Below are 5,981 nucleotides of genomic sequence, written 5' to 3' on the forward strand. Positions count from 1 at the left end.
AGATTAGGTCTAGACCGGAGTCTCTAGAATACGGGCAGTGAAAGCATTCAGGCGATCTTGCGGATAATGGAACGGGGAAATAATCATTTCCGGAATTGCCGACAATGCTTGTGCTTGTGTTCACCTGCGGATCAGAAACGGAGGTAAGAAATATGAAAGGTTTATTTATTGTTAGTTCACTAGCATTTGTTGCAGGCGCATGGTGGCACGCTTGTTTTAAGTGAGCCTGTAAAGCTTTCCGTTCGTGCGCATTGCATGAGAGGAATAGCGAAGACGTTGAAATATAGACATACCTGCATACTTACAGAACATATATGGCATCATTCATGGCTCACTTTCAGGTGAGCCTTTCTTTTGCCCGGTTTAGTACAGAGGTATGCAACATTTTACAGGGAAGAAATTATTTCAAAATACTTGCAATAATACTGAAAAAGTGATATAATGTAACAAGGTTGATACTCATTACGGCAAGGCGTATGACGCCGGTCCGGATCGTGCTAAGTGTTTCATTTCTCTGTCGCAAAAATGATTCAAATATGATCTCCCGAAATATCGGGAGATTTTTGTCGATATCCATGGACTTTGATTGCTGTGCATGTCAGAAGGATCAGCTCCCTCTGATAGCTGTGATCGCTGCATTATGAGTCGTCCATATATTGCAAGCATGAATGTAAATATATTTCCCTGAAACCTGATCGTCTGAGACCTTGTATACAAGGGTGGGGGATATCCTATGTCATAGGTCTATGGAAGGGGAAAGCGAAAGGATTTTTGCGGATGTTTAAAGATTTGCTTCGGACTCCGGCTAAGCTGCTGTTCCTGCTTATCTTCTTTTTCTATGTATTTGACGTCAATTTCAGCTTCGTGCCGATAACGACCAGTGTCGGCATAGGAATGATAGGTGTGGTAGCGCTTATAGCCTTTATGCTGACTGAGAATATAAGAGTGGAGAGCAAGAGCGTCAAAGCAGTATGGCTGTTGTTTCTGCTGGTATTATGCCTCCTGATATCTGTCATTTATAATCAGAGCACTGATTTTTCGTTTCTGTTTAAAGAGATATTCAGAAACAATATACTGGTATTCTCAGGTGCCTTTCTTATGGCGCTTATGTGCTCAAGGTGGGAGATAAGTGCACGTGACGGGCTGAAATGTTTTATATTCGTATCGGCGCTGCAAAGCGTTATTACGATAATATCCTTTATTGTTCCTCCTGTGGGAGAGAGCCTGCGTTCTATACAGAGTTTCAATGACCGAATAGCAAACGTTCTTGGTGACGGAATTAGAGCCTTCGGACTTGGCGCCGGCTTTGACAGAGGCTCCTTCATAATGTCATTCCTGTTGATAATCACCTGCTATCTCTACGTGACCTGCGGTGAGGAGGAGAAAAAAGGGAAATACATCTTTCTTTATATATTGCAGGCGTTTGCCGGCTTGCTCATGGCTCGAAGCATAATAACTGGAGTGGCTTTTTCACTGCTCTATATACTGCTGATACCCAGGAAGAAATTCGTAGCTTTCAAGTTCGTCCTGAAGCTGGTCTTGACCATAGCTTCTTTTGTCGCACTGGTAATGGTGTTCTTTCCTAACGTACTTGAAAAGTATCAGGGAACAATAGTATGGCTGACGGAGTTCTTCAATACGGAAAAGATAGCAGCGACCGGAAAGACCACGAATACTCTCGATACCCTGTTCAACCATATGTATTTTGTCCCTGAGAAAACGAGCACATGGGTGATAGGCGACGGCTATTATCTCAATCAGCACGGCTCTCCCTACAAGAACGTGGATCCTTGCTATATGCGATATCTGCTTCTCTTCGGCGTGACGGGAACAGCGGTATTCCTTATATTCATAATCACTCTTGCATTCATACTCAGGTCTGACGAAAGCGACTATTTCGGAGAAGATAAGGAGCATAAAACCGCTTATGATCTCATGCTTGTCTTCTTTGTGCTGGAGCAGTTGCTGATATATGTAAAACTCGATTTCCATTTCTATTTTATAGTATACTTTATGCTGTGGCTGGAATTCTTCAACAAGAAGAAGTTCCCCGTAAATTACGAAGCCCTTATGGAAAGGCTGACGGCTGGCAATATATTATAATGAAATATGATACATAAGCTAAAAGGCGTAAGGAGGCATTGATTATTTCAATTCACCTCATTACGCCTTTGTTTTTTATCATTTACTGCTCAGAAGCTTGTCAAGCAGCTCCGGCAGGTCGCTGAATTTTTTCAGTTCCGGCACGGTATGATTTATTTTACCGAAGCCGTAAGCGGCATGGATAAAATCATAGCCTGCCTGCATGGTGGCGTCGTAGTCACCCTGTATATCCCCGACATAGTAGGCTTTGTCAAGTCCGTTTCTCTCGGCGAGAAGAGCGATATTTTCACCCTTCCCCTTGAGGTTATTGCCATAGCACTCGATATCGTCAAAGTATTTCTCAAAGCCGTAATGCTCAAGAAAAGCTTCTATGTATCCGCTCTGACAGTTACTTACAATGTAGAGGGAGCAGCGGCGCTTAAGTCGCTTGAGCGTCCTTTCAAGGTCGGAATAGAGCACTCCACCGTGGATACGTAGGTATTCGTTTTCGTACTGGCAGCACTCATCGAGCAGTTCATAGCGTTCCTTTTCTGGCAGGTCGCCGAAGAGGATATCCGCTATCCTGTCCATTGTAAGACCCATTATGCTCATAACGTCCTGTTTTGTGATATCAGGGCGTTTCATACCGAGTGAACGTATTTTTTCAGTCCATGAAGCGGCAACGTTTTCCGAGGAATCCCATAAAGTGCCGTCCATATCAAATATAAGACCTGTTTTCATTTGCCTTCCACCATTCTATTGTATATTTCGCCGAGCTGAACTTTGTCGTGCTTTATATCGTCGAGGACGGTAATCCTGCCCGGTCTTACAGTTCTTGCCTTAAGCCATATATCTGCAAACATATCTTCTGTTATGTTGTAGGACTGTGGATTTATATCAAGCCCGTAGGTCTTGAAAAAGCCGAGGAGACCGCTTATGTCCTGTCCCTGAAAGATACAGGCAGGGATAGTGCCGAGAGCAACGCCAAGGCCATGTGATATCTTTATCTGCGGATAGTACTCCTCAATGGCGTGGGCAAAGAGATGCTCGCTTCCACTGCATGGTCTTGATGAGCCAGCTATCTCCATAGCAAGGCCACCCATGACGAGAGCTCGTGAAAGTATCCTTATGAATACCCGGCTCTTCATGTTTTTTTCGTCGCAGTGATATACTGAATCGTAGCTCATTCTGCTTAGGGCGTAGGCGAAGTCATCTACCTGTGAGGAGGTCCTTGACGCCGAAAGCTTCCAGTCATAGAGGGCTGTATGCTTTGCGATAGTATCTCCGATACCGGACAGTGTCTGACTCTCGGGAGCATTTATTATCATATTGGTATCAACGATTATCGCCGTCGGTATCTTACAGTCGAGTGTTTTGCGTGAGCTGCCGTAGGTTTCCAGTACTGCGAAGGGGGAGGCAAGGGAATCGTTGCTGAGTGAGGTGGGCATACAGATATATACCGCCTTGCTGATGTGAGCGGCGTATTTGGCGGTATCGAGAACTCTTCCGCCGCCAATGCCGATAATGACTTTTATGTCTTCAACGCAGACCTTTTTAGCGATGGCGACAGCCTCGTCGAAACTTGCCTCTTTCATTGCGACTATCTCAGCTTCTCCGAAGTCATGGCTGATATCGTTTATTTTGTCCCTATAAATGCCGATAAGGAACTCCTCCGAGATAACGATTGTTTTTTGACCGATTATTTCGGGGATATATCTTTGGATTATCTCGTCAGAGTGAAAAAAAGCGTCCTCCTCTACTGCAAGGCAGATAGGGAGATTGAATCTTGTATGCTGGTTCATGCTGCCGCCTCCGTTTCAGTTATTATCGTGGGGTTATATAATTATTATACCACATATAACAGAAAAATCAACCGGCGGGTGTTCAAATCATAATTTGGCGTAGCAAAATTATGATTTGAACATCCGCCGGGTAACAGAACGAACAAGCCCCGAAGCAATTGCCTCGGGGCTTTAATGATCAAAGCTCAGGTGTTCGCTCAGACGGCTCTGCGCAGTCAGGAGGGATTATCTCTTTTTCACTGAGACCGAGGAGCTGCTCCTGTATGGCAAGAGCGTCGTTGGTCGTAAGACCGTCACCGTTTGCGTCGGCGTTTTTCAGACCCTGAGCGGTAATACCATTTGCTGCTTTTATTCCGTACTTGTTGGGATTTGCAAGGGACTGCATTATCATTACTGCGTCAGACATATCTATCTCGCCGTCGGCGTTGGCGTCACCTGATATACCGTTTATAAGGACAGGTCTGCTGCAATAGTAGACTTTAGTGTTCTCTATAGCCAGCTCTGTAGTGCCGCAGGGAAGATCATAGCTGATGCCGTTGTCCGTAAGGTACTTTATTGCATTGTAGAGCTCCTTGCCGTCCTGTGAGCGGTTATCGCCTATAAGGAATGCCCAGTCGTATTCCCTTCTGAACAGATACTCTATATAGGTATCATCGGTGATTTCCTGAAGATCGAGAGCAGCCAGCTTTTCAAGGATGTCCTCCTTAGTGCAGCTGCTTCCCTTAGGCAGACGGCTGTCGATATAGAGTACCGTATAAAACGGGTAGTTCGCCCAATCCTCATATACTACATAATGCTCTTCTATGGACACCACATTGTCGCATTTCTTTATTTTTTCCAGCAGTACATTCATAACATCCTTTGAAGGAGCGTTCCTTATGCGGTAGGTGTCATTGCTTTTTCCTATTGTCAGGGTGTTGCGACCGTCAATCTTTATATCTTCAAATAGCTGTTCGATAGGCAGCTCAGTGCCTTCTCTTACCTTTACAACGGTCTCTACGCCGCGAACAACAGCGATATGCGTCCTGCCAGTGTCATCGACCTTGAACAGCATTTTTTCCCTGTTTGAGGGATAGAGCTCATTTTCGTAATAGCTTGAAAGGTCGAGATAGTTACTGGAGAAATCATCAAAGGCTTCGTCAAGGGTCATCGCCTTGTATTGAGCGTCAAGCTCGGGAGTGGGATTTTTGATCTTGCTCCATACCTCTACAAGGTTTTCGCCTTTCTGTTTGATTTCATCGGTTTCAGGAACAGCAGGTGGATTTTCGTAGTCGTACTTCTGACCTACAGCGTAGTCCCTGTGGCAGAAATAAACTGTTGTCTCCAGCATTCCCAGAAGAGTCTTATACCACATCGTTTCGTAGCTCAGGCCGGTGTCCGCAAGATACTTGAAAGCATCGTAGATATCCGTCTGTTCCTTTGAACGGTTCTCACCGAAACTGAAGAAATATCTGTAGCCTTTTTTCATTGTATTTGCGAGCGAAGAATCATCGTTTTTTTCCTGAAGGTCGAGAGCGGACATCTTGTCAAGGAGTTCCGTCATTTCGGAGTCGCTGAGCTTTGTCTTTCCGATATAGATGCCGTACATACTTACGTAATTTGCTGTGTCCTCATAAAGCGCTATATGCTCAGTTACAGAAACTATGTTTTCATAGTCTGCCAGCTGGTTCAGCACGTAGTATAAAGCGTCCTGTGATTCCACTTCTTTAAGTTTGTAGGTATTTCCGTCCTTTGTGAATTGCGGAGGCTTGAAACCCATTCCAGCTGCATCATGACGTATCTCGTCCACCGGTAGCTCAGTACCTTCTGTGACTTCAATAACGGTCACTGGATAATAGATGAAGAAATTTCTGGCTTTTCCGTTTTCGTCTATGCAGAAGCTTCCGCTATTTGACTTGTAAGGGAAACTGCTACCATTGCTGCTTGAGAGGGGAACATAGTCACCGCAAAGCTCCTCGAGCACCTCATCAAGGGTAGCACTGCTGTAGTATTCGTCATAAGCTGACGGGTCGTTGCGGAGCTCGGAGTACAGATCCGAAAGGGAAATCTGTCTGCCCTGTATTTTTTCGTTGTCCGCGTTAGCGCTCACAGGCAGCA

The 5,981-nt window shown here is 45.0% G+C and carries 4 protein-coding genes; 1 reads left to right on the plus strand and 3 read right to left on the minus strand.

Annotated features, from left to right (window positions below; all coding sequences use genetic code 11):
- Positions 1-777: 777 nt before the first annotated feature.
- A complete protein-coding gene (locus tag J6U00_RS05440; protein ID WP_296579952.1) occupies positions 778-2,103 on the plus strand; it encodes a hypothetical protein in 1,326 nt (441 codons plus the stop codon).
- Positions 2,104-2,181: 78 nt separating this feature from the next.
- Here the strand turns inward: J6U00_RS05440 and J6U00_RS05445 are convergent, their stop codons facing one another.
- The 3 genes from J6U00_RS05445 to J6U00_RS05455 all read right to left on the minus strand — a co-directional run.
- Positions 2,182-2,823 carry an HAD family hydrolase gene (locus J6U00_RS05445; protein ID WP_296579954.1) on the minus strand — a complete coding sequence of 214 codons (642 nt, stop codon included), beginning with the start codon at positions 2,821-2,823 and terminating at the stop codon, positions 2,182-2,184.
- Complete coding sequence (locus J6U00_RS05450; protein ID WP_296579957.1) at positions 2,820-3,884, minus strand: iron-containing alcohol dehydrogenase family protein; 1,065 nt, start codon at positions 3,882-3,884, stop codon at positions 2,820-2,822. Before J6U00_RS05450 ends, J6U00_RS05445 begins: the two co-directional genes overlap by 4 nt.
- Before the next feature lie 178 nt (positions 3,885-4,062).
- A partial coding sequence (locus tag J6U00_RS05455) for a dockerin type I repeat-containing protein (RefSeq protein WP_365718201.1) occupies positions 4,063-5,981 on the minus strand: 1,919 nt, incomplete at its 5' end.

It is taken from the genome of Ruminococcus sp., assembly GCF_017650195.1.
Classification (GTDB): Bacteria; Bacillota; Clostridia; order Oscillospirales; family Ruminococcaceae; genus Ruminococcus.

What these genes read in the sequence shown, in the direction of transcription:
- J6U00_RS05440 (WP_296579952.1), top strand. Translation starts at nt 778, where the DNA reads ATGTTTAAAGATTTGCTTCGGACTCCGGCTAAGCTGCTGTTCCTGCTT.
- J6U00_RS05445 (WP_296579954.1), bottom strand. Translation starts at nt 2,823, where the DNA reads ATGAAAACAGGTCTTATATTTGATATGGACGGCACTTTATGGGATTCC.
- J6U00_RS05450 (WP_296579957.1), bottom strand. Translation starts at nt 3,884, where the DNA reads ATGAACCAGCATACAAGATTCAATCTCCCTATCTGCCTTGCAGTAGAG.